Source organism: Silicimonas algicola, assembly GCF_003148765.1.
In the GTDB taxonomy this organism is placed as follows: Bacteria; Pseudomonadota; Alphaproteobacteria; order Rhodobacterales; family Rhodobacteraceae; genus Silicimonas; species Silicimonas algicola.
In genome coordinates this window covers 1-24,741 of the sequence record NZ_QGGV01000016.1, presented here as the reverse complement: position 1 = coordinate 24,741, position 24,741 = coordinate 1, and the positions used below count along the sequence as shown (strand labels likewise).

General features: G+C 64.4%; 23 protein-coding genes and 1 pseudogene. 2 read left to right on the top strand and 22 right to left on the bottom strand.

Annotation, left to right across the window (positions count from 1 at the left end; all coding sequences use genetic code 11):
* On the top strand, positions 1 to 423 hold a 423-nt coding region (locus tag C8D95_RS23025), incomplete at its 5' end, for a hypothetical protein (protein WP_428842854.1).
* Positions 424 to 580: 157 nt separating this feature from the next.
* Here C8D95_RS23025 and C8D95_RS21285 read toward each other — a convergent pair.
* The 14 genes from C8D95_RS21285 to C8D95_RS21225 form a co-directional block, all read right to left on the bottom strand.
* Positions 581 to 1,546: a Bug family tripartite tricarboxylate transporter substrate binding protein gene (locus C8D95_RS21285; protein WP_109761218.1), complete on the bottom strand. Its 966-nt coding sequence runs from the start codon at positions 1,544 to 1,546 to the stop codon at positions 581 to 583.
* Positions 1,547 to 1,585: 39 nt separating this feature from the next.
* On the bottom strand, positions 1,586 to 3,112 hold the full coding sequence (locus C8D95_RS21280) for a tripartite tricarboxylate transporter permease (protein WP_109761217.1): 1,527 nt from the start codon (positions 3,110 to 3,112) through the stop codon (positions 1,586 to 1,588).
* 2 nt (positions 3,113 to 3,114) lie between these two features.
* Positions 3,115 to 3,582, bottom strand: a complete 468-nt coding sequence (locus tag C8D95_RS21275; protein ID WP_109761216.1) for a tripartite tricarboxylate transporter TctB family protein — start codon at positions 3,580 to 3,582, stop codon at positions 3,115 to 3,117.
* A gap of 274 nt (positions 3,583 to 3,856) precedes the next feature.
* Entirely contained in the window at positions 3,857 to 5,494 is a 1,638-nt protein-coding gene (locus tag C8D95_RS21270) for a thiamine pyrophosphate-binding protein (protein ID WP_109761215.1), read from the bottom strand.
* Entirely contained in the window at positions 5,491 to 6,519 is a 1,029-nt protein-coding gene (locus tag C8D95_RS21265; RefSeq protein WP_109761214.1) for an ABC transporter ATP-binding protein, read from the bottom strand. The genes C8D95_RS21270 and C8D95_RS21265 overlap by 4 nt, the downstream gene beginning before the upstream one ends.
* A complete protein-coding gene (locus C8D95_RS21260) occupies positions 6,512 to 7,498 on the bottom strand; it encodes an ABC transporter ATP-binding protein (RefSeq protein WP_109761213.1) in 987 nt (328 codons plus the stop codon). The genes C8D95_RS21265 and C8D95_RS21260 overlap by 8 nt, the downstream gene beginning before the upstream one ends.
* The gene (locus C8D95_RS21255; RefSeq protein ID WP_109761212.1) at positions 7,495 to 8,331 is read right to left on the bottom strand and encodes an ABC transporter permease; all 837 of its coding nucleotides are present in this window, start codon (positions 8,329 to 8,331) and stop codon (positions 7,495 to 7,497) included. The genes C8D95_RS21260 and C8D95_RS21255 overlap by 4 nt, the downstream gene beginning before the upstream one ends.
* A gap of 43 nt (positions 8,332 to 8,374) precedes the next feature.
* Positions 8,375 to 9,358, bottom strand: coding sequence for an ABC transporter permease (locus tag C8D95_RS21250; RefSeq protein ID WP_109761211.1), 984 nt, complete (start codon positions 9,356 to 9,358; stop codon positions 8,375 to 8,377).
* 96 nt (positions 9,359 to 9,454) lie between these two features.
* A complete protein-coding gene (locus C8D95_RS21245; protein ID WP_164721710.1) occupies positions 9,455 to 11,098 on the bottom strand; it encodes an ABC transporter substrate-binding protein in 1,644 nt (547 codons plus the stop codon).
* Between the two features lie 321 nt (positions 11,099 to 11,419).
* Positions 11,420 to 12,688: a CaiB/BaiF CoA transferase family protein gene (locus C8D95_RS21240; protein ID WP_164721711.1), complete on the bottom strand. Its 1,269-nt coding sequence runs from the start codon at positions 12,686 to 12,688 to the stop codon at positions 11,420 to 11,422.
* A 162-nt stretch (positions 12,689 to 12,850) separates the two neighbouring features.
* Positions 12,851 to 13,018 carry a hypothetical protein gene (locus tag C8D95_RS22210; protein ID WP_170121503.1) on the bottom strand — a complete coding sequence of 56 codons (168 nt, stop codon included), beginning with the start codon at positions 13,016 to 13,018 and terminating at the stop codon, positions 12,851 to 12,853.
* A gap of 505 nt (positions 13,019 to 13,523) precedes the next feature.
* The gene (locus tag C8D95_RS21855; protein WP_126918587.1) at positions 13,524 to 13,865 is read right to left on the bottom strand and encodes a hypothetical protein; all 342 of its coding nucleotides are present in this window, start codon (positions 13,863 to 13,865) and stop codon (positions 13,524 to 13,526) included.
* 323 nt (positions 13,866 to 14,188) lie between these two features.
* On the bottom strand, positions 14,189 to 14,785 hold the full coding sequence (locus tag C8D95_RS21230) for a DUF4286 family protein (RefSeq protein ID WP_109761207.1): 597 nt from the start codon (positions 14,783 to 14,785) through the stop codon (positions 14,189 to 14,191).
* A gap of 131 nt (positions 14,786 to 14,916) precedes the next feature.
* Entirely contained in the window at positions 14,917 to 15,753 is an 837-nt protein-coding gene (locus C8D95_RS21225; RefSeq protein WP_109761206.1) for a GntR family transcriptional regulator, read from the bottom strand.
* 62 nt (positions 15,754 to 15,815) lie between these two features.
* Here C8D95_RS21225 and C8D95_RS21220 point away from each other — a divergent pair, with 62 nt between their 5' ends.
* Entirely contained in the window at positions 15,816 to 16,559 is a 744-nt protein-coding gene (locus tag C8D95_RS21220) for an alpha/beta fold hydrolase (protein WP_109761205.1), read from the top strand.
* Here C8D95_RS21220 and C8D95_RS21215 read toward each other — a convergent pair.
* From C8D95_RS21215 to C8D95_RS23015, 8 genes and pseudogenes are all read right to left on the bottom strand, one after another.
* Positions 16,556 to 17,326: an alpha/beta fold hydrolase gene (locus C8D95_RS21215; RefSeq protein WP_109761204.1), complete on the bottom strand. Its 771-nt coding sequence runs from the start codon at positions 17,324 to 17,326 to the stop codon at positions 16,556 to 16,558. The genes C8D95_RS21220 and C8D95_RS21215 overlap by 4 nt on opposite strands.
* A complete protein-coding gene (locus tag C8D95_RS21210; protein ID WP_109761203.1) occupies positions 17,326 to 18,372 on the bottom strand; it encodes an aminopeptidase in 1,047 nt (348 codons plus the stop codon). The genes C8D95_RS21215 and C8D95_RS21210 overlap by 1 nt, the downstream gene beginning before the upstream one ends.
* A 1,002-nt stretch (positions 18,373 to 19,374) precedes the next feature.
* The gene (locus tag C8D95_RS21205; RefSeq protein WP_109761202.1) at positions 19,375 to 20,358 is read right to left on the bottom strand and encodes a Gfo/Idh/MocA family protein; all 984 of its coding nucleotides are present in this window, start codon (positions 20,356 to 20,358) and stop codon (positions 19,375 to 19,377) included.
* Positions 20,359 to 20,545: 187 nt separating this feature from the next.
* Positions 20,546 to 20,928 (bottom strand): annotated as a pseudogene (locus tag C8D95_RS23020) (DUF1028 domain-containing protein).
* Between the two features lie 304 nt (positions 20,929 to 21,232).
* Complete coding sequence (locus C8D95_RS21195; RefSeq protein WP_109761200.1) at positions 21,233 to 21,496, bottom strand: hypothetical protein; 264 nt, start codon at positions 21,494 to 21,496, stop codon at positions 21,233 to 21,235.
* 589 nt (positions 21,497 to 22,085) lie between these two features.
* On the bottom strand, positions 22,086 to 23,351 hold the full coding sequence (locus C8D95_RS21190) for a rhodanese-like domain-containing protein (RefSeq protein WP_109761199.1): 1,266 nt from the start codon (positions 23,349 to 23,351) through the stop codon (positions 22,086 to 22,088).
* On the bottom strand, positions 23,348 to 24,433 hold the full coding sequence (locus C8D95_RS21185) for an MmgE/PrpD family protein (RefSeq protein ID WP_109761198.1): 1,086 nt from the start codon (positions 24,431 to 24,433) through the stop codon (positions 23,348 to 23,350). The genes C8D95_RS21190 and C8D95_RS21185 overlap by 4 nt, the downstream gene beginning before the upstream one ends.
* 150 nt (positions 24,434 to 24,583) lie before the next feature.
* Complete coding sequence (locus C8D95_RS23015) at positions 24,584 to 24,721, bottom strand: hypothetical protein (protein ID WP_428842855.1); 138 nt, start codon at positions 24,719 to 24,721, stop codon at positions 24,584 to 24,586.
* Positions 24,722 to 24,741: the final 20 nt, after the last annotated feature.

The following is a 24,741-nucleotide window of genomic DNA, read 5'->3' as shown; positions in this document are numbered from 1 at the left end:
CACGCCGCGCACACAGGCCGGACAAATGACCGCTACCTGCTTCGATCCAAGTCGCTCGAGAAAAACCTTGCAAAACCGGAGCCGTCCACAAATGATAAGGCCGTTGTAGCAGGTTCCGGGCCGTCCCATTACCGTCCAAATCTAGACGTCCCGCGTTTCGCGGCTTTCCAGCCATGCGGTCAAGTCGCTTTCGCGCCATGCTACGAGACGTTCGCCCAGTTTCACGGGTTGAGGGAAATCGCCCCGGAACTGCTGAGAGAACTCGGCGTCGAGCAGCCAAGCAGCCCCACAGAAGCCAAACTGGTTGCAAAGTGCCGTCTACTAAAATGCATCCAGTCTCTCCTCAACAACGCATACGATCATGTCCGACTATGCGCAGGCACCGCGGAGGGTGGCACCGCTTCGGACGCCGGGTTTCTTTGACAAGACCTGGACGCGTCATCGCGCTGCTCGCAACGCTCTCCCGAGGATCCAGGACGCGATCATCGCGGGAACCCAGCCGCCGGCGCTGATGCGAAGGCGCCTCGCCAAGCTGAGCGGGCCTTGAGGCGCCGGCCCGTGATGCGGGCCGGCGCCGTCTTCAGTTGCGTTCAATCCCGGCGGACTCGATGACCTTGCCCAAGGTGGTGTAGTCGCTCTGCACCAGTTCGGCGAAGCCGTCGGGGCTGGACGAGGCCGCGCCGAGGCCGAGTTCGGCAAAAGCGGCCTGGATCGCGTCGGTTGCGTAGGCCTCCTGCACTGCGTTGCTCAGTGTCTCGACGATCTCCGGGTCGGTGCCCTTAGGGGCCATCAGGCCGCCCCAGGACGAGATCGCGTAACCGTCGACGCCGGCCTCCGCCATCGTAGGCACGTCCGGCACTGCGCTGTTGCGGGTGCCGCCGGTGATCGCGAGCGCGAGGACGCTGCCGCTTTCAATCTGCCCGAGTGCCGACGGCACGCTATCCATCACCATGTCGATGTTACCCGCCAGGAGGTCGGTCCGCGCCGCCGCCGAGCCGTCGTAGGGAACGTGGTTCAACTCGATGCCGGCACCTTCCTCGAGCATCACTGTGGTTAGGTGCAAGAACGACCCGACTCCCGCCGAACCATAGCTCAGTTCTCCCGGCTTCTCTTTCGCCATCGCGATGAACCCGGCCAGGTCACTGACGCCGAGCGACGGCAGCACGGCCACAAAGTGGTCGACCGAAAAGGTCTGGCTGACTGGCGTCAGGTCGGTCAGCGGATCATAGGGGAGATCGTAGATGTGCGGGTTGACCGTCATCGTGCCCTGGGTCGCGAACAGGAAGGTGTAGCCGTCCGGTTCGGCGTTAACTACGGCCTCAACCCCGATGTTGCCCGCCGCGCCTGTGCGGTTCTCGACCACGAAAGGCTGACCAAAGCGGTCGGACATGGTGTCGGCGACGAGGCGCGCGGTGATGTCCGTGGCTCCGCCGGGTGAGAACGGAACGACGATGGTCACCGGGCGGTCGGGCCAGGCGGATTGCGCCATTGCCGGCCCAGCTAGGGCCAGACAGGTGGCTGCCAGAAGTATTCTTCGAGTGATCATAGTTTCCTCCTTCTTGATGTCGTCTCTTAGAATCGAATGTCAGTTTTCCCGAACTCGGTCGCGGCGCGACATGCCGCCGCCTCGCCGCAGCCGGATCAGCGCGGCCGCCATCGCGCCCAGGATCAGCAGCGCCGACAGCGCCAGAAGCACTGCCGAGATCGGCCGCTCCAGGAAAACCCAGGCGTCGCCGCGCGAGATGATCATGGCCCGGCGCAGATGCTGTTCGAGCGGCGTGCCTAGGATGAAACCCAGCAGCAGCGGGGCGGTCGGCAGGCGGACCAGGTTGAAAAAGTATCCTACGGCGCCGAACAAAAGCACGATCAGCACGTCGAACCCGCTGAGCCTCAGGCTGAACACGCCGGCGCAGATGAACATGATGACCGCCGGGTACAAGATTGAATACGGGATCGTCAGCATCTTGACCCACAGCCCGATCAGCGGGAAGTTCAGCACCAACAGTAGGATGTTGGCGATCCAGAAGCTTGCGACAAGGCTCCAGAACAACTCGGGGTTCTGGGGGATCACGTTGGGGCCTGGCTGGATGCCGTGGACCACCAGCGCGCCGAGGATTAGCGCCATGATCGCATCGCCTGGAATGCCGAGCGACAACGTAGGGATGAAGGCGGCTTGCACGCTCGCGTTGTTCGCGGCCTCGGGCGCGGCGATGCCCTCGATCGCGCCCTTGCCAAAGTTCGCCGAATTGGGCGAGACGCGCTTTTCCAGGCCGTAGGCCAGGAAGGCGCCCAGCGACGGGCCGGCGCCCGGCAGTATACCGCTGAAGATCCCGCACAGAGAGCCGCGCACCATAGGCATGAAGGTGCGCCGGGTCTCGTCGCGCGTTAACAGCATGGACTTCAAGCCGACCGTTTCGGGCTTGCCGGCGACGCGGCCCGACACGAGCCTCTCGATTACCTCCGCCACGCCGAAGAGGCCCATGGCGAGCGGCACGAGGCCCAGCCCGTCGGCGAGGCTCGACATGCCGAAGGTGAAGCGGTAGGCGCCGGTGTTAACGTCGGTCCCGACGAGGCTGAGCAGCACGCCAAGCACCACCATCACGATTCCACGCAGCGGCGAGGACGAGGCCAGGGTGGCTGCGGCGATCAGGCCCAGCACCATCAGAGCGAAATACTCGGGCGAGCCGAATTTCAGCGCGATGCCGACGATCAGCGGCGTGAAGATCATCAGCGCGATCAGCGACACCGTCCCGCCGAAGAACGAGGCTATTGTAGTCATGAACAGCGCCTTGCCGGCACGTCCGTCCCGGGCCATCGGATAACCGTCGATGCAGGTGACCGCGTTCGAGGCGGTGCCCGGCAGATTCAGCAGGATCGACGCGGTCGATCCGCCGTACTGGGCCCCGAAATAGATGCCCGCCAGCAGGATCACCGCGGCGTCGGGTGGGACGTGGAACGTGATCGGGAACAGGACCGAAATCGCCACCAGCGGCCCGATCCCTGGCAGCACGCCCACGGCGGTGCCCGCGGTCACACCGACGGCGCAGTAGAACAGCAGCTGCGGCCCAAGCGCGGCCTGAAATCCTTCGTAAAGGTTAAGAAAGAATTCCATCGCTACCACCAGAACAGCGGCAGCGGCACGTTCAGGCCGAACACGAAGATACCCGCCACGACCAGCGCGACGCCGGCCCCGAGGGCTAGCACCGACCATAGGCGACGGCCCTTTTCGGCCAGCGCCGCTAGGATCACCGCGATTATGATCGTCGGGAGCAGCCCCACCGGTCGGATCAGGAGCGCGAAGGTCAGGATCGAGCCCAGGATCGCGACGACCGGCCTCAGGCGCAGCAGGATCGGCATGAGTTCATGTCGCGCGGTCACGGTCAGCGCGCCGCCCAGAAGCACGAGCAGCACGGCCAGGACGACGGGGAAGAACCCCGCGCCCATCCGGCGAGGTGTTCCGAACGTGTAGCCCGAGGCGACGACCAGCGCAAAGATCCCCACCACGATCAGCATGCCACCGGCCCAAAGCCCCGTATGCCGCATCGTGCCCCTGCCCTCTCCGATGTCGTCTTCGTCGTTCATTCTGCATGTCTCGTTGTGCTGAGTGCATGGCTCCGTGCTGGCAGACCGGGCGCCGCGGCGCGAAGGGGGACCCGGTGCCGCTTTATCCAGTCAGTTAAGCGACTGTAGTGTCGACATTAGGGGCAGTCAACGTCGGCAACGATTGATGTGCATCGGGTAGCGCGAACCCAAGTCACCGTTTTCACTTAAAATATCCAGAAGCGGGCGGGCACGCCGCGTGAGACAATGTTTCTTTTGCCGACAGAAGGCAGGGCTTGCGCGATTCAGCGCCCCGTCAAGTGCTGAAGGCCGTGAAGCTCGTGGTGACCGAGCGTGCCTTCCAGTCCGTGACCACGTTGACCACCGCGACCTGGCCGGCGCGCACCCGTTCAAGGGCGCGTTCCAGCGCAGGGCGGATCTCGTTCGGGTCGTCGACATAATCGGAATAGCACCCGAGCGCTTCGGCCATCTTGTCGAACCGGGTGTACCCCAGGTCGCGGCCCGGTTTCACCTTTTCCGGATCGGCGGTCCAGCCGCCGTTCAGACTGATCACCACGAGAAGCGGCAGCTTGTGGCGCACGGCCGTATCTAGCTCCATCGCGTTCAGTCCGAATGAGCCGTCGCCATGGAGCACCACGACTTCGGCGTCGGGCCGGGCTGCCTTGGCCCCGACGCCGAAGGGCAGGCCCACTCCCATGGTTCCGAACGGCCCCGAGTTCAGCCGGTGACCCGGACGGTAGGATGGGATCGACATGCGCCCGTAGTTCAGGATCTCCTGCCCGTCGACACAGAGGATGGCGTCCCGCCCGATCACGTCGCGCAGCTCGCGGCACAGGCGCAGCGGATGGATCGGCATAGCCGGATCCGCGAGCTTCGCCTCATGCCCCTCGACCTTCTCGGCATTGCGCTGCGCCAGACGCGACCGCCACGCGCCGTAACCGACGCCGGGAATCGCATCCGTCAGCTGCGCAAGTACGGCCTTGGCGTCGCCCACGACACCAATGTCGACGTTCTCCGATCCGGCGATCTCGGCCGGGTCGATGTCGACGCGGATCACTGGAGCGTCGGCGGGAAAGCGCGGCGGGCGAACATGCGAGAATACGTAGTTCAGCCGCGTGCCCACCACGAGGACCAGGTCGGTCTCCTTAAACGCCGTGGACCGGGCCAGCGGATAGCACAGGGCGTGATCCTCGGGGATCACGCCGCGACCCTGTGGCGTGGTATAGAACGGGATGCCCGCCTTCTCGGTAAAAGCCTGCAGCTCGGCATGAGCGTCCGACCAGATGATGCCACTGCCGGTTAGCAGGATCGGGCGCGACGCCTTCCCGAGCGCGTCGACAATTGCTTCGACCTCGTCGGGTGCTGCCTTCGGCCGTGGGCGCGGGCGGAGGTCCGGCGCCACCGGCCAGCGAACCGTTTTGGCCTCGATCTCACTGTAGAGCACGTCTCCAGGAAGGTCGAGGTAGACCGGACCCGGCTTGCCCGAGGTGGCTATGTGGAAGGCGCGGTCGATCAGTTCGGGGATGCGGGCGGCGTCATGGACACGTTCGGCCCACTTCGTCACCGGACGCATGATGGCAAGCTGGTCGATTTCCTGGAAGGCACCCGTGCCCCATTGGCGGATAGGAGTTGCCCCGCCAAGCGCCACGACCGGCGCGCAGTCGATTAGTGCGTTGGCAAGGCCCGTGACAAGGTTGATGGTGCCGGGACCGGAGGCGCCGGCACAGACGCCGGGGCGATTGCGCACACGGGCAAAGGCATGGGCCATCATCGCGCCGGCCTGCTCGTGGCGCACGTCGATCAAGCGCAGCCCCGCTGCGGCGCTCGCGTTCAGGGCGTCGTTCATCGGTCCGCCCATGATGAAGAAGATCGTGTCTGCACCTTGGCTTGCCAAGGCCTTGCCCACCAGGTCATTTCCCGTAATCATGGTCATGTCGTCTCCTTGATCGTGCTGTTGGCTGTCCCGGCGGCGATCTCCCGCCAGAAGTGGCAGGCGACGCCGTGGCCGGGTGCGGCCGCGTCAATCTTCGGCGTTTCGGCGTCGCAGCGTGGCCGGCGCCAGGGGCAGCGTTCGCGGAACCGGCAGGCATCCTTGGGGTTCAGGGCCGAGGCCACCTCGCCCTCGATCAGTCGGCCGCGGGTGCGGCGGACAGCGCGGGGGTCGGGCACCATCTCGGCCGAGAACAGCGCCTTCGTGTAGGGATGGTAGCGTCGCGCGAAAAGCTCGGCGGTCGGTCCGGTCTCCATCACCTGACCTAGGTACATGATCGCCGCGCGCGACGACATGATGCGCAGCACGCGCAGGTCGTGGGTGATGAAGAGGTAGCTGAGGCCGTGACGCGCCTGAAGGTCCGACATGAGTGCCAGCACCTTGCCCCGCACAGACATGTCCAGAGAGGTGACAGGTTCGTCCGCCACCACCAGTTTCGGGCGGAGCGCGACGGCGCGGGCAATGACGACGCGCTGCTTCTCGCCGCCCGACAGCTCGTGCGGATAGCGCTGGATGTAGTCCTCGGCCGGGTTAAGATCGACCTCGGACACCGCCGCAAGAACCCTGTTGCGCAGCGGGGTTCCGGTGAGGCCCAGCTGCCGCCGGAGCGGCCGCGAAATGATGCGCCCGACCGTCTTGCGCGGGTTGAGCGAGGCCATCGGATCCTGGAACACCATCTGGATCTCGCGATAGAGCGCGCGCACCTCGTTCCGGTTCAGCTTGCCGAGGTCTTGCCCGTCGAAGGTGATGCTTCCGCCGGTCGGCCGGTCAAGGCGGCAGATCAGCCGCGCGAGTGTCGACTTTCCGCAGCCGGACTCCCCGGCGATCCCGAAGGTTTCGCCCGGGCCGATCGACAGGCTGACCCCATCGACCGCGTGCAGTATCCGGCGCTGGCCGAACAATTCGGCCAGCCCGCCGCCAAGGTCGAAGTGACGCTCGACCGCATCGAGGCGCAGAAGGTCACTCATCCTGCGCCTCCTCGTATAGCCAGCAATAGACCGATTGCGTCTCGCTCACGCGAGTGCGCGGCGGCTGCAGGCGGCGGCAGACGGGCATGGCCGCGGGACAGCGGGTGTGGAAGCGACAACCCTCGGGCGGGTCGATGAGCGACGGTACGGTGCCCTCGATGTAGCCGATGCCGTCTCCCGATTCCTCGTCGTAGGTGATCGAGCTCAGCAGAGCCGTTGTATAGGGATGGCGTGGCGTCTCGAAGACCTCGAACACGCCCGCCTCTTCCATGATCCGACCGGCGTAGACGACGTAGACCCGGTCGCAGACATGAGCGACGATGCCTAGATCGTGGGTGATCATCAGCAGCGAGAGGCCGTGTTTCTCCTTCACGCCGCGCAGAAGCTCGATGATCTGGGCCTGCACGGTGACGTCAAGCGCGGTCGTAGGTTCGTCCGCGATCAGCAGCGACGGCGCTCCGATGATCGCCATGGCGATCAGCGCCCGCTGGCGCATGCCGCCCGAAAGCTGGTGCGGATACTGCGCGGCCACGTCCTCGGGCGACGGGATGCGGACCTGGCGCAGCACCTCAACTGCGCGGTTGAAGGCGGCGCGGCGTGACAAGCCCTCGTGCTCGACCAGCACTTCGCCGATCTGGTCGCCGATCCGGATCAGTGGGTTGAGGAAGGTCATCGGATCCTGGAACACCATTGAGATGTCTTTGCCCCGGATCTTCCGCATCTCGCGCTCGGACAGCTTCAGCAGGTCGCGGCCCTGGAACATTGCGCTGCCGGCGGTGAATCGGCCGGCGAGAGGTGTAAAACGCATGAGGCTGAGCGCGGTCATGCTCTTGCCGCTGCCCGACTCGCCGACGATGCCCACCGATTCACCCTGATCGACGTGGAAGGTGACGCCGTCTACTGCGCGCACAGTGCCGCGGTAGGTGTCGATGTGCAGGCACATCTCTTCGACTGTCAGAAGCCGCTCCGGTCTCGTCATTTACGGGCCTCAAGCCGCAGCCGCGGGTTCAGCGCCTGGTTAAACCCGTCGCCCATCAGGTTCAGGCCCAGGATGAACAGCGAGATGGCGAGCCCCGGGAAGATCGCCATCCAGGGTGCGAGCGTCAGGAACTGCTGCGCCTTGTTCAGCATCAGGCCCCAGCTGATAAGGTTCGGGTCGCCCAGCCCAAGGAAGCTAAGCGTCGCTTCCATCAACACGGCGGCCGAGATTGTCAGGATGGTCTGCACCACGATCGGCGGGAGGGCGTTCGGCAGGATTTCGTTGAAGATAATGAACATCGGCCCCTCGCCCCCCATCTTCGCCGCGTCGACGAAGGACCGCGAGCGGAGAGTGGCGAACTCGGCCCGGACAAGCTTGGTCATCGGCGGCCAACTGAGCAACCCGATGACGCAGATTACGTTGATCAGTGATGCGCCCAAGATTGCCACCGTGACGATCGCAAAGAAATACCGCGGCACGATCGAGAACATCTCGGTCATGCGCTGAACGACGTCGTCCACCCAGCCGCCAAAATATCCCGAGATCGCGCCGAGGCTGACGCCAATTACGGTGGAGATCGCGGCGGCGACAAGGCCTACGATGACCGAGGCGCGCCCGCCGTAGAGGAACTGCGCCCAGAGGTCACGGCCTAAGTCGTCGGTGCCCATCAGGTGCCCGGCGCCCGGCGGCTGCAGCGGTGCGCCGCCCAACTCTTTCGGGGCGAACTCGGTCAGCAGCGGCGCCAGGATCGACGCCGCCACCAGCGCGAACACCAGCACGGCGCCAGCCACGGCCGACGGATTCTCGCTATAGGCGCGCAAGAAGATCGGCATTCGAGTGCGCCGCCGTGACCTGGAGAGGCCAGAGGCCGTACCACTAGCCATAGGCGATCCTCGGGTCAATCATGGCGCAGATCAGGTCCGCGATCAGGTTCACCAGGATGATCCCGAACGACACGATCACGAAAATGCCAAGGAGAAGCGGATAGTCCCGCGACAGGATGCTTTCGTACATCAGTCGGCCGACGCCGGGCCACGAGAACACCGTTTCAACCACCACGGCGCCGCCGATCATCACGCCGAAGTCCAGCCCCATGACCGCAATCACCGGCACCAGCGCGTTGCGCAGGGCGTGCCGGAAGATCACACTCCAGTCGCTCAGACCCTTCATCCGAGCTGTGCGGATATAGTCCTCGCGCAGGATTTCGATCAGCTTGGCCCGCGTCAGGCGATAGGCCATCGCCAGAAAATATGCGGCATAGGCCAGTGCGGGCAGCACCAGGTGGCGGCCGATGTCGAGCATTCGGGGCCATCCCTCGGACGGCGCGCGCAGGGAATACATTCCTCCCGTGGGGAACCAGCGTAGAGTCGAAGAGAAGATCAGGATCAGCATCATCCCCAGCCAGAACATCGGCAGGCAGTAGCCTAGCATCGCGATGCTCGAGGCGGTGTTGTCGAAGGCGCGGTTCGGACGGCGCGCCGACACGGCGGCCAGCAGGATCCCGAGGATCATCGACAGAATGAATGAGAAGAACAGAAGGATCAACGTGTTCGGCAGCCGCGCCAGAACGATGTCGAGCACCGGCGCGCGGAATTGGTACGAATAGCCAAGGTCGAAGTTCAGCACTTTCCAGACATAGCTGGAGAACTGCACGTGAAGGGGTTCGTTCAGCCCGAACTCCTCTCGCAGGCGCTCGATCGTCTCTAGATCGGCGAAGTCGCCCGCCATCAGCGTCGCCGGATCGCCGGGCGCTAGGTTGATGAGCAGGAAATTGATGGTGACCACTGCCAGAATCATGGGCGCTACTTGCGCCAGCCGGCGCAGGATGTAGCTGAGGCGCGAGACAAAGCTGCCGCTCATCGAGGGGTTGTCTTTCCGGTCGGATCACTTCGGGGGTCGCCCCGCCGTTGACCGGCGGGGTGTGGTTTCGTTGCGGATCCAATCCGCCGGCGGACGTCAGCGGCTTTCGCTGCCGTTCTCGGTCCAGACCGTTCGGCCAATGTCGAAGACGCCGTCGATGGACGAGAAGACGTCGTGCCACTCGGCGCGGTAGACATTGGTATAAGGCATCTCGACCACCGGCAGAAGCGGCAGGTCTTCCGAGAGGATCTTCTGCGCATCGGCCCAGATCTTCGCCTCTTCCGCGTCGCTGGCCGCCGTGGTCGACGCCTCGAAGAGCGAGTCAATCTCGGGGTTGTTGTAACCCATGTGGTTCGACGGGTAGGTTCCGGCGATGTGCAGGTCACTGCGTAGATAGCGGACGATGCCAACATAGGGGTGCGCGCCCGAGGTGAACTGCTGCTCCGACAGGTCGAAGTCCCACTTGGCGTGGGTCATCTCGATGAAGGTCGGCCGGTCGAGAGGCGTGGTTGTCAGGTTCACGCCGACTTCCTTCAGGCTCTGCGCGAAGACTTCGCCCACCTTGCCAGCATAGGGACGGCCCGACATGTGCAGCAGGTTGACTGAAAACCGCTCGGCGTCGCCTTCGCGCGGGAAGCCTGCCTCGGTCAGCAGCCGGTCAGCCTCGGCCACGTTGGCCTCGTGGGACCCCATGTCGTAGTTGACCTGCACGTTTTCGGACGAGAACGGCGTCGTCTCGCCAATGTTCGACAGGGCGGGGCGGGCGAGGCCGAAGAACACAAGCTCGTTGATCTTCTCGCGGTCCAGCAAATAGGCGAAGGCCTGGCGCACCTTCAGATTGTTGAACGGCGCGCGGTCTAGGTTGAAGGTCAGCATCTCGACTTGGCCCTGCAGCCCCGCGCCCTCATTGGTGACGACTATGCTATCGTCGCTCTGCAGCGTCGGGATCGCGCTGAAGGCGACCGCGTAATAGTAAAGGTAGTCAACTTCGCCCTGCTGCAGTGCAAGCAGCCGCGCGGTTTCATCCGGGATCACCCGAATTATCAGGTTGTCGATCCGCGGCAGGTCGGGGACGAAGTAATCCTCGTTGCGCTCCAGCTCGATATGGCTGCCGCGCACCCACTGCTTGAACTTGAACGGCCCGCTGCCGATTGGCGCCCAATTGGCGTCGTTGTTCTGGATATCGGTGCCGTCATAGACGTGTTTGGGCACGATCCGCATAGCATAGTTCGACGCCGCGAAGACCTTGAGGAACGGCGCGTAGGGCTGCTTCAGCGTTATCTCGAACGTCAACGGATCGGGCGCGGCATAGCTTTCGACCAGCCCGTCGAGCGTCGAGCGATAGCGCGAATGCGGCATGTAGCCGTCGCGCGAGCCCATGAATGTCCACAACACGTCGTCCGAGGTCAGGTCCTCGCCGTCATGCCACTTCACGCCGTCGTGCAAGGTAAAGGTGATGGTGCGTCGGTCGTCCGAAAGGCTCCAGCTTTCGGCGAGCACGCCTTCGGGATTGCCGTCCATGTCGAGCATGATGAGCGGATCGAACAGCCCCGACGTGGAAATCTGTGGTTCTGCCCCCTGCCAAAGGACGGGGTTCAGCCCGCCCGGCTCGCCGGCGATCGCGGCGATGAAGTTGCCGCCATACCGCGGCCCGTCCTGGGCCAGTGCCGGGGCCGCGCCCGCAAGCGCCGCGGTTGCCAGCCCGGCGGCAAGGATCGCGCCTCTGATCTCTCTTAGCATGATTTTCCTCCCCTTTTGCGCGGCGGTCCTGTTGGACTGCCACATTGGACACATCCTGAGGCATACCGTCCAAAATGTCGACACTAAATTGATCCCTGATGTAACGCACAGTTGGCAGTAACAGGCCATGAAGGATCCCCCTTGGCACTGTTTTCATTAAGAATTCATCGATACAGCTCCCTCTAAGCCCGAGGGTAGGAAATCCCGCCGGGGTGTCGCGTGGGTTGAGTGACGCCCCGACGGCTTCCAAAAGTCGACAATTGCCCATTTGTGGGCTCTTTTGGTTTGAGGCACCGCCCCTCGACTGAAGGGCGGTGTGCGTCAGATGGACTTGTCGGCGAGGGCCGCGGCGATATCCTCTTCGCTGACGCCGAGAAGCCCGCCGTAGATTTCTTCGTTATCGGCGCCTAAAAGCGGCGGCGCGGAAGTTTCGATCGGGGAATCCGACATGCGCACCGGGCATCCCGGCAGCGTGAACTCGCCACGCACCGGGTGATCCACCGTGACGAAGGCGCCCTGTTTGCGCAGCTGCGGATCTTGGTACATCTCCATCGTGTCGATGACTGCGCCCGAGGGCACGCCGGCCTCACCCAGCTCGCGCATGCAGGTGTACTTGTCGCGGGTCACGCACCATGCGGCGACGATCTTGTCGATCTCCACGCTGTTCTGATAGCGCAGCGCGGGCGAGGTATATTTCGGCTCGTCCTTCAGATCTTCCCGGCCCATCAGCTTCAGCAGGCTTTCCCACTGCCGGTTGGTCGCACGGCTCGTGTAGACGAGGATGTAGTCGTTCGGTCCTCCGCCCTTGCAGGGATAGACCTCGCAGGGTGCGCTGGCCGCCATGATATGCGCGTTGCCTCGACGCGGGACAGCAGTTCCGAAGTGCGCTTGGGCGGCATAGAGGATGCGGCCGAAATTGATCACCGCCTCCTGCATGATGATCTCGATGCGCTGTCCGCGCCCGGTGCGCTGCCGCTGGATGATCGCGGACAGGATGCCGACAGAGCAGTGCAGGCCGCTGCCGGTGTCGCCGACGTTGACGCCTGGCGTCAGCGGGCGCCCGTCGGCGTCGCCCGTCACCGACAGGCTGCCGCCGGCGGCCTGGGCTATGTTGTCGAAGGCGAGAAGCTTGGCATAGGGACCGGACTGATCGAAGCCCTTGATTTGCGCATAGATGATGCGCGGATTGATCTTGCTGACCTCCTCGTAGGAAAAGCCGAGACGTTCGATGACGCCCGGGCCGAAGTTCTCGATGAAGACGTCGCACTTCTCGATCAGCTTGCGGATATAGGTCTTGCCCGTTTCGCTCTTCAGGTTGCATGTAACGCTCTTCTTATTGGCGTTCAGCAGCATGAAGTAGACGGAATCAACCTCGTCGTTCTCGGTGGATGCGCGGCGGCCCTGTTCACCGGTGCCGGGAGATTCAATCTTAATGATTTCGGCGCCCAGCCAACCGAGCATTTGGGTGCAGGACGGGCCCGCCTCGAATTGGGTCAGATCTAGGATGCGGATCCCGTTCAGCGCCTTTTCTGTCGCCCGTGCGGCAGCCGCATCGGGCGTGACTTCGGTATCGGCAATGGCATCGTTCATAGTATTTCCCTCATATTTCCCCGGGCAGGCCGGTTGACACATGCCGCCGGCTGGCCGGTCGAGCCTTGCCCGCTGACAGCGGTCAGCGAATCAGGCGATTTAGATCGCGGAACGCGGTTGCACCGGCTCCGCCAAGCCATTCGAAGACGGCCGTCTCGGACGCTACGATGCCCATACCGCCGGTCCGCAGCCGCGCCAGAGCGATTTTGCGGTCCAAGGGTCGCCGGGAGGCGACGCGTGGGCCGCCCGGAAGACCTGGATGCCGTCCCGCGCCAGCGTCGCCGCGCACTGCATCACGCAGACATGCTCCTCGAACCTGGTCCGGATCACCTGACTGCGGCCGTTGGATTCGAGCCAGGCCCGCACCTGCGCGATGTTGCCCGAGCCGAAACCCGTCTTCTCGACAATCTCGGCCGAGGCGGCCAGATCCGATACGCCCGGCAGGGTGTGGACGAGGCCCTTGGGCTACCGCCCCGCTGTCACGCGACACTAAGGTCGGAAAGCCGGTCACTTTCGACTTTGCGTGCATGCGAACGGATCCTCCCTGCTCCCGCGTCATATGTCGACACTTGTAACCAGACTTATCGCCGAGGTCGAGGATAGTCCACTGCTTTTCCACCGTGGAGCGGAACGGCGGAGGCGGGGCATAAAACGCGACTTATCGTCGTCAGGAATGCTAGCGCAGTCTGGAAACTCCACACAAGTCGCGGCAAGGTCACCAGAAGACTTCTTTACGGCCGACAGCGTCCCGCAACGGCGTTGGCAGACCGTGCCAAAGAGAAGATGCGCTGCAAAGTCGACAATTACCGCATCTTTATCGGTGGAGAGACTGCCCTCACCCACACTCTGTGAAGCGGAATTCGGAGGCTGCGCCGTTACGCCAGACGATGCATCCGTCGGGTCGATGAAAGGCGCTGTCAGCAGCGCCGTGGTCGCGTCGGCTAGCCGCTCGCAGATGCGCTGCCGGGTGTCTGCCGCTTCCGGCCCGCCGCAAGCGAATGCCAAGCTCGGCAAAGCTCGGCTTCAGCGGCTGGTGGATCGCGTCGCCGGTCATCAGCGCATAGTGGCTACCGCCCCGAACGTTGACCGAGACGTGGCTAGACGAGTGCCTCGCCGACGGGCCAAACCCGGCCGCGAAGGGAATGCGGAAGATGCCGTTGCAGCCCAGCACGATCACCTTCAGAGCGTTCTGCCAGGCAACACCGGCATGGTTCAGGATGGCCTGCGCGTAGCGGTCGTAGAGAGTATAGGACGACCACCGCGACCTCGAAGCTCACGGGCTTAACGGTGGAGCGCCGCGCTGCCTCGAGCACCCTCAGTAGCAGGATGGCCAGCCAGCGCTCGCGCAACGTAGGTTGCGGTAAACGCGCGTCAGTCCCTCGAGCGAGGTCATGCAGGTGAACGCGACCGGCGACCACAAACCTCCGCGTCGTCGCGTCTGAGCGCGAGACTGGATCTCGCTCTCAGGCCACGGGCAGCTGATGCACGGTAAACCGCGCCTCAGCGCAGCATGTAGTCGGCATAAGTGTTGTGCTGCACCACCGCACCGGCCAGGTCGCCGAAGCGCGGCAGGAATAGGTACTCGGGCTCAAGAAAGGACGCCGCGAACAGGACGTAGTGTCGCAACGGGTCGGGCTGCTCCAGAACCATGGCCGCGCGCGTGCCAGCCGCCGGATCGCCCGAAATCTCCTGCACCCTAGCGATCAGCGTCTCCTCTCTCTGCCCCGCAAGGTCAAAGCGCACCAGCCGCAGGCGCGGCGCCCTCGGCAGCACCGCCTCGCCGGGCCAGATCTGGCGCCCGGCCGACCGGTCAACCTTCGTCGACGTGGTTACGCGCACCGTCCACGGGCTGAAGTTCGCGCCCGACACCTTCATGTATTCGGGGCTGTCGAGCACCTCGGGCGTTTCGGTGTCGTAATGCGCCAAATATTTCGGATAGCCCTCAATCGCGACATAGCGCTGCCCCGAAAGGAAGCCTTTCACGGCCATCCGCTCTGCCAAATGCTCGGCGTCGTACCAGGCGTTGAACTCCTCTTCGTCCGTGGGTGACGGGGTACCGAGGACGAGAAGGAATCCGTGTGCGGGTCGGTCGGCCATGATGGCTCCTGTGCTGGCGCGGTCAGGTTAACGGACTGGCCGTCAGTGTCGACTTATTCTTGCAAAAGCCTTGTTGACCGACCAAAAACTAACCACACTGTGGCGGCGAGACTCCTGGGGGCCCCATGAACTCAAGGCACCTGCGCCGCCGCCATCAGCGACGCCTCGCCGACCGCATACTGCGCCAGGCGCATCTCGATCCGCGCCAGCGATCGCATGTGGTTGGACCGCAGGATCGCCGCCGCAAGGTTGGAATCGCGGCTCTTGTAGGCTCGCACCAACAGCTGATGGTCCTCCAGCGACAGCCGGATCGCCTCGGGCGTCGACAGGCTGAGCCGGCGCAGCGGAAGCGTGCGCAGGAGAAGCGAGTCGATGATCCGCTTCACCGTTCGGTTGCCCGAGAGGTCGGTGTTGAGGTCATGAAAGCCGACATTAGACCACAGATAAGCGCTGTTGTCGCCCCGCTCGTGGAACGTCGCCATTTGGCAGGCAATGGCCTCGAGCCGCGCGATGTCCTCGTCCGTGGCCTTCCTAGCGACATCCGAGGCGATGAACTCCAGCAACGCGCAGCGGGTGCGATAGATCTCCCGCACGTCGTGGACGTCGAACTGCACGACCCGCGGCCGGCGCCGGGGCGGAATGGTGACCAGCCCCTCCTTCTCCAGAAGCAGCAGCGCCTCGCGCACCGGAGTACGGCTGGTGGTGTAGCGCTGTGACAGGTCGACCGAGTTCAGGTCGGCGCCGGGGGCATAGTCGCCCTCGATGATGTCCGCTCCGACATCGACGGCGATCTGCGCTACAAGCGACGGCCTCGGCTCGCCCCGATTGAGGGCATTTTCCACCACACCGGCGGCGCACTGCTTGGACACCGCCGGGGTCATTTTATCAGCACTGTCATTCCATGAAACAAGCAAGCTTTTGAACATATCGTTCCTAGGTGCAGAAATCGAATTGCGTACAGCTTTCATTAAAACCTCCTTGCGTCCACTCGCAACCTGCACGGTGGATCAGCCAACCCCGGGGAACCGTGATGACCGAAAACCGTCTGCCGCGCCTTTGTCTTGTTCATGCGCTAGGGGCCGATCCGGATATGTGGGCGCCGATGCGCGCATGCCTCGACTATCGCGGTGACATACTCGCGCCCGCGCAATACGGCATCGGCGGAGTACCGCGCCATCCGGCTCCGCCCACGCTCGGCGATCACGTCGACCTCTTGATGACGCAGATCGGCGCGGAGGGGCCGGTGGTGCTGGCGGGCTGTGCCGTCGGGTCGCTGATCGCGGCCGAGGCGGCCGCCCGCCTCGGCCCGCGCGCCCTTGGCCTCGTGATGGCGAACCCTATGCTGCAGGTCGATGCCGCCGCCAGCGCCGCGTTGACCGGACGGGCCGAGCGGGCCCTCGAGGGCGGCATTGCCGCGATCGAGGACGAAGTGATATCGCGCGGTTTCGCCGGGCTCGACCTCCCCGAAGCGGTGGCCAGCTTCCGCGACGGGCTGCACGCCATGGGCGCCGACGTATACGCCGACCTGGCGCATGGCATCTGCGGCGCCGACGTGACGGGGGCGATCCGCGCACTGAAGTGCCCCCTCCTCCTCGCGCCCGGCGGTCAGGATGCGGTCCTCCCCGACTGGCATCTCTCGAAGCTTCGGGCCATGTCTCGCGATGCGCGGGTCGAAGTGATTGAACCGGGAGGTCATTTCATGCCGCAGCAGGCGCCGGAGGCCTTCGCGGCGGCGCTTGTCCCGTTTCTGCGGCAGGTCGCGGCACGACGTTAGACCGCTTGCTCGGCCAGATGCGCCTTCAGCAGCGCGGCGAACTCGGCCGCGCACTCTATATGCACCATATGCGACGCGCCCGCGATGATCTCAAGCGTGCCAACCGGCACCCCTTCCGCCGTCGACCTCAGTGCGTCGATCGAGGCGCCCTTGTCTTCCTCGGCGTGGATGCAGTGGACCGGCACCGCAACCTCGCCCAGCCGCGGCCCGAGGTTCAGGCGAGAGATCGTCTGCCACCCGGCATTCCAGTCCTCGGGATCGTCGGCCAATAGCCTTTCGCGCACTCGTAAAACCTGTGGCGCGCCCATGAAGCCTGGCGAGAACCAACGCTCGAGGCTCTCGTCCAACACCGCGTCCATGCCTTCCGCCTCGGCCGCCTCACCGCGCGCAGCGAGCAACGGGCGCGCGGCCTCGGGGATGGTGTTGGGACAGGCCGACACCACGGCCGAGCGCAGCAGGTCGGGCCGCGAGATTGCCAGCGCCAAGCTTATCATGCCGCCGAAGGACACCCCAACCACGGTGCAGGGAGCAAGCCCCAAATCCTCGATCAAGGCGGCCACGTCCGCGGCATAGTCGAAGATGTCGGTGCTGCGCGGTGTGCGCGGAGACTGCCCGTGCCCGCGCAGATCGGCGGCGATCACGCGGTGGCTCTGCGCTAGCACCGACACGACCTCGTCCCACGACGTCAGGTCCAACCCGACGGGATGCAGAAGCACCACCGGCGCACCGGCGGTCCCGCTATCGCGATGGTTCAGTTTGACAGGCATCAGTCGCTTTCAATTGGCACCAGGAAGTTGCCGTCCTCGATCCGCTTCGTCCCGTCAACATAAAGCGTCGGGTGCAAGATGACCCCGTCCATGTGGATGTTCGACTTGATCGAGCCGCCGACGTCCACGTTCGTGCCCAGCCCGAAATGCATGGTGCCCATGATATTCTTGTCCTCGCGCTGGATGCCGCGCACCACGGCCTTCGCGTTGACGCCCACCGAGGCTTCGGCCGGACACATGTAGGCGTTGTCGTCGCCATAGGCGGTGAGGTAGTCGCGAAGAATGCGCGCGTCGGCATCTCCGTCGATCGATATCACGCGCCCATCCTTCACCGTCAGCTCGATTGGCGAATATACCCGGCCGATGTGGTGCATCGTCAGATCGATCACCAGCTTGCCGTTGGCGGAATACTCGACCGGCGCCACATTGAATTCTCCGGTGGGAAACAGGTAGTAATACAGGTTGTTTCCGGGTCGGTTCTCGTCCTGGGCAAAATCCACGATCTTGAAGGAATCGAAATCGTCCCCAGGCAGCGGCGGTTGTGTGATCCGGTCCTTCACGGAATAAGTGAAATCCGTGCCGTGGCGCGAGGTGACGCGGCATTCCTGCGCGTTCGCGCCAAAAACATTCTTGGCGACATAGTGCTTGCGCAGTGCAATCATCTTCATGTCGTCGGTAACCGCCCCCGATTGGAACATCTCCAGCGTCATGCCGCCGTCCATGCAGATCGCGGGAATCCGCGCCTCCATCGCCCGGAAGTTCGCCGGCGAATGCAGCATCCCGGTCGAGGCGAGGAGGATGTTGAAGTCCGACTTCATCATCGCCTCGCACACGGCCTCTGGCGGATTGTAGTAGTCCGCCGGCCGCCGCTCGAACAGCGCGACCGTAGCCTCAGCGCCGATATCGGCTAGAATGGTCATCACCGCCTGCCAGACGCGGGGGTCGTGCGCAGTGTCGGACAGGACCAGCACACGGCTCCCCGACGTGATGTTTCTCAAAAGCGGCGCACGAAGATATTCGAGTGTCCCCGAGAAAGTCGCACTCATCTGTGGTCTCCCATCCTGCAGCGCCCGCCGTCCGGGCAGTTATAAATCTGGGCGGCCGACGGATGGCTCCGCGAGCCTACCCGCGCGCGCGATCCTGCCGACTGATCTGTCCTTGATTAACATGGGCAATTTCCTTCTGTCGACACAAAAGATCGCTCGTCATCTTTCGCATCGTCTGTGCACGCGGCATTCGGGCGCCGCTCGGCACATCGAGGATTAGGAGAAAACAGGACTACTGGCGCCGCTTGCAGCAGATTCCGACTGTGTCTGATAGCGGTCTCGGCTTGGCAGGACAGCGCGCTGACGTGCAGGCGCGGCGACCGCAGACAGGCAGTTCTGTCGACAAGTGCCCTGCGCCTCAGCCCCGGGCGCCACGCGGTCAGTACGCGAATGGGATCTGCACCAGCGCCGCCACACCTACGTCCAGCGACAGCACTGTGACGTTAGCTGTTCCTTCGCGAGGGTAGTCTCGTTCGGCAAAGACCCGTCCGTTGGCGGCCTCGCCTGTCGCGGGGGCCAGGTCGTATCGCCAGACCACCGGCCCCGTTCGCCCGAGAAGTACATGACACGGCCGTCCGGCGGCAGCGCAGCCAGTTGGGGACAACGACTCCTTCGTCCACTTGATGAACTAGACCGCAATCATCGCAGCGCCCCCAGCGCGTCGCGCTCGAGGCTGTCCATCGTTGATATCCAGAACCGGCCCTGCCGATTGCAATGGCGGTCGTTGAAGCCATACCCGGACGCCCGGCGTGCGGCGTCTCCAGCACGGTTAGCGCACCTCCGTGGGGTCGAACAGCGAAATGCCGGTTTCAAGCCCCAGTAGCTACGGTGGACGGGGAAACGCCGCTCGACAAAAGCAACTATGGCTTCATTGTCCTGAACCCCTTGAACGATCCCTAAGGCGCCGCCTCGTTTGCCCGCCAAGTTCATCGCTCTCCCAGAGCATCGACCGGCGCCGTGTGAACCGTGATCGCGTGCCCACTATAAACTTCATGTTCCGCGTCACTGGCCCCTGTCGATCCCGCCCGCCCGATAGGCAGCGTTCATCATCCCCATGACGCGCACCATGTCGGCCAGCCCCGCCACCGGCGGCAGCCCGTCGCGCACCCGCCGCACCACCTCTGCGACGAAGGCGGGATATTCCTCCATGTTGGTCACCGTGGCCGCGCGCCGCTCCTGCCGGCCGTCCAGATCGGTAATCTCGATGACGCCGGGGCCGGTGGCGGCGATGTAATGTCCCGCGGTACGGACCGAGAAGTGAAGGTCGAACACTCCGGTCGGCGCAGGGTATAGATAGCCTGTCTCGACCAGCCCGATCCCCCGCCCGAAATGGAACGTGGCGGCGGCGTAATCCTCGATGTCGCCCTCGCCCGAAAGGCTGGCGAAGTTGGCCGAGGCCGCTTCGGGCGCGGCATCCGGGAAAATTTCCGCCATGAGATCCAGGAAGTGGACGCCTAGATTTGTCAACACCCCGCCCCCCGACAACGCCCTCGACAACATCCAGCCGCAGCCCGCGTCGCGGTACCGCTGTGGCAGTCCGGCATTGAAACGGAACCCGGCGTAGAGCGCGGGCTCGTCCACGAGCAGCTCGCGAACCGCCGCCATGAAGCCCGAACTGCGGATGACGAAGGGCACCGCGGCGAAAAGCCCCTTCGCCGCCGCCGCGTCGGCCAGTCCCTCGACCTCGCCAAGCGTCAGCCCGGCGGGCTTTTCGATGACGAAGGGAATGTTTGCGTCGATCATCGCGTGTGCGGCGGCCGCCATATCCGCGTGGCGACCCAGGACAAAAGCCAGGTCCGGCCGGTCTTGGGCAATCGCCTCTTCCGGCGTGGCTGCCCAGGCGCAGCCCTCGCGCGCCGCGATTTCCCGGGCCCGGGCCGGATCGGGGTCGGTGACCGCGACCAACCGCGCACCCTCCACTCTGCGCAGCGGCGCGCTGAACAGCGGTAGGTGCCAGTGGCTCGCGCCCGTGAACAGCACCTTCATGGTTGCCCCTCGCTTGCCGACACCACCCCCGCTTCCAAAGCCCTCCCGCCTGCTGTTCCAGTCATTCGGCCAAAGGCGGCAGCGACGGGTTGTCCACCCGGTCCAGATAGTAGGGGATCAACGGCCGGTAGTCCTCTTAGAGCGCGCACAGACCGTCCACCCAATCCGTCCCTAGCTGACCAGCCTATCATCCAGCCAGTCCCCCCGCGAACTCGTGACAGGCGGCCTCGATGGCGTACAGCACGTTGGGGCCTCGCAGGTTGTTTATGGTTGCTGCGACACTCTCGACGGCGTGCGTCCCCTGCCGGTCAAGTACCGCCTCGCCCGAGACCACCGCGCTGACGCCGTCGGCGCGCAGGATAGCGATCTGGCGGTAGGCCGGTGGCTGTCGCCTGCCGCTAGTTTGCACAGAACCCGCTCGAGCGGCAAGCCGGCCTCGAGAAGGTCTAGCGCGCGCTCCCGCAGCCCGGGGTGCACGAAGGCCTGCGACGACGCGGCGCCGACACCGGGGCGAATCGCGCGGCAGCGCGCGCCGACGACGATCAGGCTCAACGCCAGAACGATACCCATCGCGCCGGTCGACTCCGATCAGCGTGAAGTCCGAGAACAGATCTGGATCTGCAGCCATGGCCATCATCGTGTCCTGCCGCGGATGACCCGCGACCCCGCCCGCCGGATTATCAGAGGGCCGTGGCTCTGTCGACACTCTACGTCAACCGACGGCTGTCGCTCGCGTCGATCACCACCTAACCTCCCACGGCCGCGGCATAACTTCCCACGGGCGCGGCGCCAGGCAAGGCACGCACCTTCGTCTTCGACTTCGCGAACGAAGAAGATGACATTTGCAAGGCCTTCAAGCCGTACTACGGTCTTGTCAGAGCAACTTGAGTTGAGACGGTGCGGCTTCTGCCCTACCCTCCTGCGACCGACGCTTCTGCCGGACGAGCCGCAGGCGGCGTGGCGCGTCATGGTCTCGGTTTTCGTCCATCGTGAGGCCTTCGTGGCGACCGATCACTGTCGCGGCGCGAACCTGGCTCTGTCGCCGAACAATATCTTGGATCGTGTCGTCGAGGTTTCCGGTGTCGATCTGCGCGCCGCATTCGTTCAACCGAAAGCGCTTACCCTTCTCGAGCGCCATTCACGCTTCGCACGGCAGAACGGAATTCATGCTCCGCCAACGGTCATAGTCTAGGGACTGGTCGATGACACCATCGGGAGCCGGGAGGACGTTGAAGAATGGACGCGGAAGTTGGGTCTGGAGGGCAAACCTAAGAGCTCGTCAGCCGACAAGGCAACTGATGCTTAAAGGATGTAAGACTCTGGCGAGTACCACCACAGCGACATAGGCAGGCGTTGGGCGGGGCCGCACGCTCTCGGCAGCACACGTTTGCTTGGCTGTCGCCTTTCAGGCCGCCGACGTTCGACGTTTACGAGGCATAGACGCGCCGGCAGACCCCAAGCCGGCGGAAGGGGTGGTTAGATATCCCTCCAGTGCGGACGCCACCTGGGCCTGTTGTGGGGGGCAGACGCACGCTGCGAACGGAGCGAACGTCTGGGAGAGGCTGAAAGCCGACTTTCGCCGAGGAATCGACGAACGTCCGCTTCGGGGCCGATGTTGACTGTCCCCGCGTCTCGCGCGCTCTTCCGATATGCATGCGGACAATGGGCTCATTTTCGGTTCCCCTTGAGCCACATACCCTTTGCTCGTGTCCACCTGCCTCTGGGGCTCAACGTAACGTCTCGTGAATCTTGTCCCAAGGGGTAAGTCCGTCCGCCTCAAGTCGCCCGAGGAGACCGGTCTCCCAAGCGAGATAGGCGCGCGCATCGTCGAGGTTCCCAAGATGGCGGCCTGCGAATGGCGTAGTTGCCTCGGACGACGGGTCCCCCGAGGTTTCGTCAAAGGACTTCGGATACCTGCTCTCTTCCTGCACGGGAAGCAGGGTCGGCGATTCGGTCAGGACATAGGCCTCGAATCCCAATCTTCGGAGCCACAGCGCGCCGAACGCAGCTCGAACGAGCTCCGGATCCCAAAGAACCACCCGGGCTCCCTTGACCGCTATGAACCGATCGGTCTGCTGGACGAGCGTTGTACCGGGCGTACTGCGGAAGCCAGCGGCGGGTTTCTCTTCAGCCTCTTCACGCGGATCGAAAAGGTAGGTCGTGCGCTTCTCATCTTCCGCCCACCGGCCAAGTTCTGACGCATCCACCTCCGGGACGCGTTCTGACAGCAGCACCCTTCTCGCCATCTCCTTGGCAGCGTCTACTGCCTCGGTCGAGGGCGGAGAAATTAGGCGGTCTGCTCCGAACTCCCGGTGTCTGCCGGACAACTCCCAGCCCTGTGTGCCGTCCCGAAGCGCAACGACGGGATTCGGAAGACCGAAGTCGCGCAGCGTCTGGGCGCCGATGATCGAGCGTGTGCGACCGGCGCAATGTACCACGATGGTCCTGCCCGGCTTGGCGAAGGAAGGGAGCCTCAGTCCGAGTTCCGCATTCGGACAGCTGATGGCACCGGGAAGAGTGAACTTTCGATGCTCCTCAAGGGGTCTCCCGTCGATGAGAAGGGGCCGCTGATCCCCGTCGATCAGGGCCGCCAGATCGTCGGGTCCAATGTCCGGAACGCCGAAGCGGTGCTGCACCCACTCACCGAACGCCTTGGAAAAGGTATGTTCCCCTTCAAACAGCGGCAGGCCCGCGGAACGCCAGCCCGGGATGCCGCCCGCGACAATGGAGATGTGCCGCCGTCCGAGGGCTTCGAGACGCTCGGCCGCGCGCCGGGCTACACCGTCGCCACCGTCGAGGAGGACGAGCGGGGTCGCTGGAAGGGGGACGAGGCGGCCGATCTCAAGGTGAAGTCGGCCGAAAGGAACGTTGGTGGAGCCGAAGGGATGCCCGTTCGCCGCCTCTGCTCTCACGCGAAGGTCGAGGAACGCCCACTCATCGACCGTCGGCGCGCGGAGCCGGGCCATGACCTCGTGCGGGCTGATGGGGTTCATGCGGGCGACCGGTCCAGAAGTCCTTTCGCCCCCTCCGCCGGGGGACGCAGGTCCGCCTCGACGCCGAGGATTCGCACCTCCGCCGTGGAGAGCTTCGCCAGATCGCGGGCCGCAACGACGAACCGCTCGCCTTTCTCTTGCGACAGGAAGGGCTCGGTCAGGGTCTTGAATTTGCGATGGTAGTCCTCGAACTCCCAGGGAGAGGCGCCACGCGGATGGGAATTCGCCACGGCCAGCTCCTCGGCTTGCTCGCGGCCGTCCGCGAAACGGATGACTGCTCGGCCGCCGTGATCCTTGTCGATCGGCCGGACGGCGGCGAACCTGCGGTTCCATTCCTCGTCCTCCACGGTCCGCACCTTGCCCCATAGCCGAACGAAGGCGGGATCCGAGATGAGCGCAGGATCGTAGCTTCGGTCGTGGTGCCAGTCCCCGTCGACCAGCGCGCGGGCGAACTGGAATGGCGCGGAATAGTCGAGCGTCTCCCTCGAGGCGCGCGGGTCCCACTTATCTGGATCGCCGGAGCCCGAGCCCATGACCACATGCGTCATGCGCTTGGTGTGGATCGTGATCGTTTCCACCTGGTAAAGGTCGCCCAGTTGCCCGTGCAGTCTCAGTGCCAGGTCGATGATCGCTTGACCGTGGTATCCGGCGGAATGTGCCTTGGTCAGGGTATCGAGGATGGCGCGGCAAGGCTCGCCCTGCCCCGGCAAGGTCACCTCCGCCTCCTGCCCGCCGAGCAGTACCGCGAGGATGCCGTAGTCGCCCTCGTAGATCGGCGAGGGTGCCGTCACGCCCCGCATCGCGCGGTCGGTCGAGCGCACATCGGCAAGTGCGCCATCGAGGCGTGCCCGGGGGCCGAAGCTTTCCAGGTCGAGATGCGGTGCAGCGGCGACGGGTGACCGGTCGAGGGAAGCGACGGCGATCGCCATGTTGTCAATCAGCCGGCACCCGGCGAGGGCTGCGGCGTCGGCGTCGAGCGGGCGGTTGCTCGCGGCGAGGTCGGCCCGTGCCCAGGCCAACTGCTCTTCGGGCGCGGGCCGCGCTTCTGGACGGCAGGGCCGGACGGAATAAACGATGCTCATGCGGAAGGTTCCTCCACGGCCTGTCGGGTTGCCTTTCGCGCCAGCATCACGTCTCGAATGGCCGAGCCCGCTACAAAGACCCCAGCGGTCGCCAGCAGCCAGAACGAGATCGGCGTTTCCCAGAATATCCGGTGGTCTCCGGCTGTCAGTTCAAGCGAGCGCCGATAGTTGGACTCGACCGGATACCCAAGTACCAGTCCGAGGACGAGGGAACGCGATCCCCTCCTCGGACCCCTTGCCGAATTTCTCGGGTTCCTTCGACCACCGCCGCGCCTCGTTGTACGACATGAAGGCGGCGATCGAGCCGC